Origin of the sequence: uncultured Leptotrichia sp. (assembly GCF_938036635.1) — a bacterium.
GTDB lineage: Bacteria > Fusobacteriota > Fusobacteriia > Fusobacteriales > Leptotrichiaceae > Leptotrichia > Leptotrichia hongkongensis.
In genome coordinates this window covers 1-3,460 of record NZ_CALHQO010000078.1, presented here as the reverse complement: position 1 = coordinate 3,460, position 3,460 = coordinate 1, and the positions used below count along the sequence as shown (strand labels likewise).

Genomic DNA, 3,460 nt, shown 5'->3' with positions numbered 1-3,460 from the left:
GATATTTTACAAAATTCTTAAAATTGAGAGAATAAAATTAATAAAAAAAAATGGGAAATAAACTGTGCAGTCAGAATATCTCCCATTTTTTTATAACATTTAAATAGCAGAGATCAGTTAAAATAATTTTTTAAAAGATTTAGAGAAAATATTATAAATTTAATTTTTATCTTTTACTATCGGAACCCAAAGTTCCATTTCATAGTCAGGACTATACATATCCCCTTCACCATAAACTTCAAAATCAGGTGTCTCAGCATGTCTGTAACCTTGTTCCGGGAAAAATGTCCCTGTCACATATTTCCATCCTTCATGAATGCAATTTGGAACAATTCCCTTCAATTTTACTACAGCATATTCAGCTTCTGGAACTTCAAGTATATTAAGTCCCAAATCGTTTGCTTCGGTAACATTTTGAATATCGTATCCAGCCATATAATTTACAGTAAACTTGCTTTCACAATTTTCATTTTTCTCAATTTCATAGCAAGCTCCATAACTTTGTCCATTTCCTAAATTTTCTAATTTTTCTGGAGATACTTTTTTAAAAAGTTTATCCCAGACATTAGGAAAATTACCGTCTTCTTCAATTCTTTCTGCTAAGCCTGCTATTTTAAAAGCCGATTTTTTCATAACTTTGATGTCCATATTTTTTCCTCCTTCAATACTTAAAGATAATCTTATAGGAGAAAAAATTTGAAATGCACTTCCTTTTCTGACTTCCTTTGGCGTGTGCCCATGAAATTTTTTGAATGCCAAGGAAAATGAATCTTGAGATTCATAGCCGTATTTAAAGGCTATTTCTATTATCTTTTCATCGCTTTCACGTAAATCTATCGCAGCACAGCTCAACTTTCTAAAGCGAACATACTCGCTTAACGGATAATCCACCATAATTGAAAACATTCTGCTAAACAGCGGATACGAATACCCAGAAAGCAATGCAATCTTTCTCTCGTCAATTCTGTCAGTCAAGGTTTCTTCGATATATTTCATCGTTTCATTAAATGCCTTAATCATATATTTTCCCTCCTTACACTAAAAGTATATATGATTTTTCGACTTTTTTCCCGATAATTCCTGTACAAATTTTATAGTTTTAAAATTCAAAAAACTCCTCAATTGTAGTTTTCAATCCATGCTCCACATTTGATGTTGAAATAAATTTAGCTATTTCCTTAATTTCAGGAATTGCATTTTCTACAGCCACAGGCATTCCCACGTACTCCAGCAATGGCTTATCGTTCGCACTGTCACCAACTGCAATCATTTCCTCAGGCTTTATATTTTCAATTTCTCCCAATTTTTTCAATGTTTTTCCTTTATCCACATTTTTGTTGGCAATTTCTAGGAAGATTGGTTTTGAAATGGCGATAAAATAATCATTTCCATGAACTTTATTCATGTGTTCCTGAGCAATCAATACTTCTTCAGGCTTTCCAATAATCATACATTTTGTAGTTTTATCAATTCCTTTTTTCTCCAAGTCTTCAAGTGTATCGAATTTTTGAAATTTCATCTTGCATTGATCGGCTTCATACATTACTCCATCTGTTGCTTCAGTTCCATAAATCGTATCCCCAACGTATAAAATCATTGGAACATTTATCTCCTTTGAAACTTTATAAACGTTTTCAATATCCTTTTTTTCAAGCCCTTCGTGAAAAATCACTTCGTTTGTCTTCATATCAATTAATTCGCCACCGTTAAATGCCAAGACATAGCCTTCATACTTATCCATCTGAAGCTCTTTTGCATAATCAAGCATAGCATAGCTAGGCCTACCGCTCGCAAGCACAAATTTAACTCCTTTTTCTTTCTGAACTTTAATAATCGCCTCAATATTTTCCTTTGTTATATTATGTTCCTCATCCAGCAATGTTCCATCCATATCAGTTGCAATTAATTTATAATTCATAAAATCCTCTCACTTTCGCTATTTATAATAATTTTTCTAATTCATTCAAATCTTTTTCTATAGTTGCCCAGCTTGTTGCCAGTCTTATCACTGTGTGTTTTTCATCATATTTTTCCCAGAATGAAAAACTTACTTTTTTTTCCAATTCTTCCATTTTTATATTTTCAATTATGATAAATTGCTGATTTGTAGGTGATTCAAGATAAAATCTGTAATTTTTTTTATGTAGAATATTTTTTAATTTTTCAGATAAATTTACAGTATATTTTCCAATCCTTTTGTACAAATCATTTGAAAATAATGTGTCAAACTGTACTCCAAGCAGTCTTCCCTTAGCAAGTAATGCCCCATGTTGCTTTATTCTTGTTACAAAATTCTTTGGTGTATTATTTTTGGTAAAAATAACTGCTTCTCCAAGCAATGCTCCAGCTTTTGTCCCTCCAAAATAAAAAACATCACAAAGTCGTGCAATATCTGGAAGTGTAACATCCGTATCCTTTGCCATAAGCCCGTATGCCAGCCTTGCTCCATCCAAGAATAACGGAATCTTATATTTTTTACAAATTTCTGAAATTTCTGTTAATTCGTTTTTGGTATACAAAGTTCCATATTCTGTTGGATGTGAAATATAAACCATTCCAGGAAAAACCATATGTTCGTGATTTTTATCCGCATAAAATGTCTGTAAATATCTCTTCACTTCATTAACATCGATTTTTCCATTATGATGTGGCAAGGTCAAAACTTTATTCCTTGTAAGTTCAATTGCTCCAGCTTCATGCACGCTAATATGCCCCGTTTCAGCTGCAATCACCCCTTCATAAGATTGTAGCATCGAATTTATCACAACTGCGTTAGTCTGTGTTCCACCAACTAAGAAATAAACATCTGCATTTTCCACTTCACAAGCTTTCCTAATTTTTGCTTTTGCACTTTCACAATATTTATCAGCTCCGTATCCAGACAAATTCTCAAAATTAGTCTTAACAATCGCATCCAAAATCTCTTGACAGGCCCCTTGCGTATAATCATTTGCAAAATGTAACATAAATTTTTCCCTTTCTGTAAAACTGGTTCTTTATGTTGATATTATACAGGAAATATGGGGAAAAGTCCACTTAATAACCTTTTTTATTAAATATTAATCTGCCCAAAAATATTTTCTAAGCAAAAAAAAAAAACTAAGGGTTTTAAGGTATAATATAACTAAATTGACTCGATAAATTAAATTTCAAAAAATTAAGGAGAAAAACATGAAAAAACTATTTTTAATTGCAATGCTATGCCTAACATTCACAATTCCAGCAAAGGCAGACTTCTGGAAAAAACTGAAAAATGCAGTAACTGGAACAGACAGTTCATCATCTTCATCAAACAGTTCTGGGAAAACTGGAGGAACTAGGGGATATATAAGAACAGATGAATATGGATCTAAAATAATTGTAAATCCTTTTGATAAAAATGATTATCAATATGAAAAGGATATATATTCGAGAGAAAGAAATGCTATATATAAACATAGAGATTTGCAAGGAACAGCAA

The 3,460-nt window shown here is 31.8% G+C and carries 4 protein-coding genes; 1 reads left to right on the top strand and 3 read right to left on the bottom strand.

Annotated elements, in window-relative coordinates; genetic code table 11:
* Window positions 1–159: 159 nt before the first annotated feature.
* The 3 genes from Q0370_RS01475 to Q0370_RS01465 form a co-directional block, all read right to left on the bottom strand.
* Window positions 160–1,020 carry an AraC family transcriptional regulator gene (locus Q0370_RS01475; protein WP_299571139.1) on the bottom strand — a complete coding sequence of 287 codons (861 nt, stop codon included), beginning with the start codon at window positions 1,018–1,020 and terminating at the stop codon, window positions 160–162.
* A 79-nt stretch (window positions 1,021–1,099) separates the two neighbouring features.
* Entirely contained in the window at window positions 1,100–1,918 is an 819-nt protein-coding gene (locus Q0370_RS01470; RefSeq protein WP_299571136.1) for a Cof-type HAD-IIB family hydrolase, read from the bottom strand.
* A 22-nt stretch (window positions 1,919–1,940) separates the two neighbouring features.
* Window positions 1,941–2,966 (bottom strand): aminotransferase class V-fold PLP-dependent enzyme, encoded by a 1,026-nt coding sequence (locus Q0370_RS01465; protein ID WP_299571134.1) that lies wholly within the window; start codon window positions 2,964–2,966, stop codon window positions 1,941–1,943.
* 205 nt (window positions 2,967–3,171) lie between these two features.
* Between Q0370_RS01465 and Q0370_RS01460 the strand changes: the two genes are divergently transcribed.
* Window positions 3,172–3,460: hypothetical protein (locus tag Q0370_RS01460; RefSeq protein ID WP_299571132.1), on the top strand; the 289-nt coding region annotated here is incomplete at its 3' end.

Coding starts and splice junctions, on each gene's coding strand:
- Q0370_RS01475 (WP_299571139.1), bottom strand. CDS start 1,020: ATGATTAAGGCATTTAATGAAACGATGAAATATATCGAAGAAACCTTG.
- Q0370_RS01470 (WP_299571136.1), bottom strand. CDS start 1,918: ATGAATTATAAATTAATTGCAACTGATATGGATGGAACATTGCTGGAT.
- Q0370_RS01465 (WP_299571134.1), bottom strand. CDS start 2,966: ATGTTACATTTTGCAAATGATTATACGCAAGGGGCCTGTCAAGAGATT.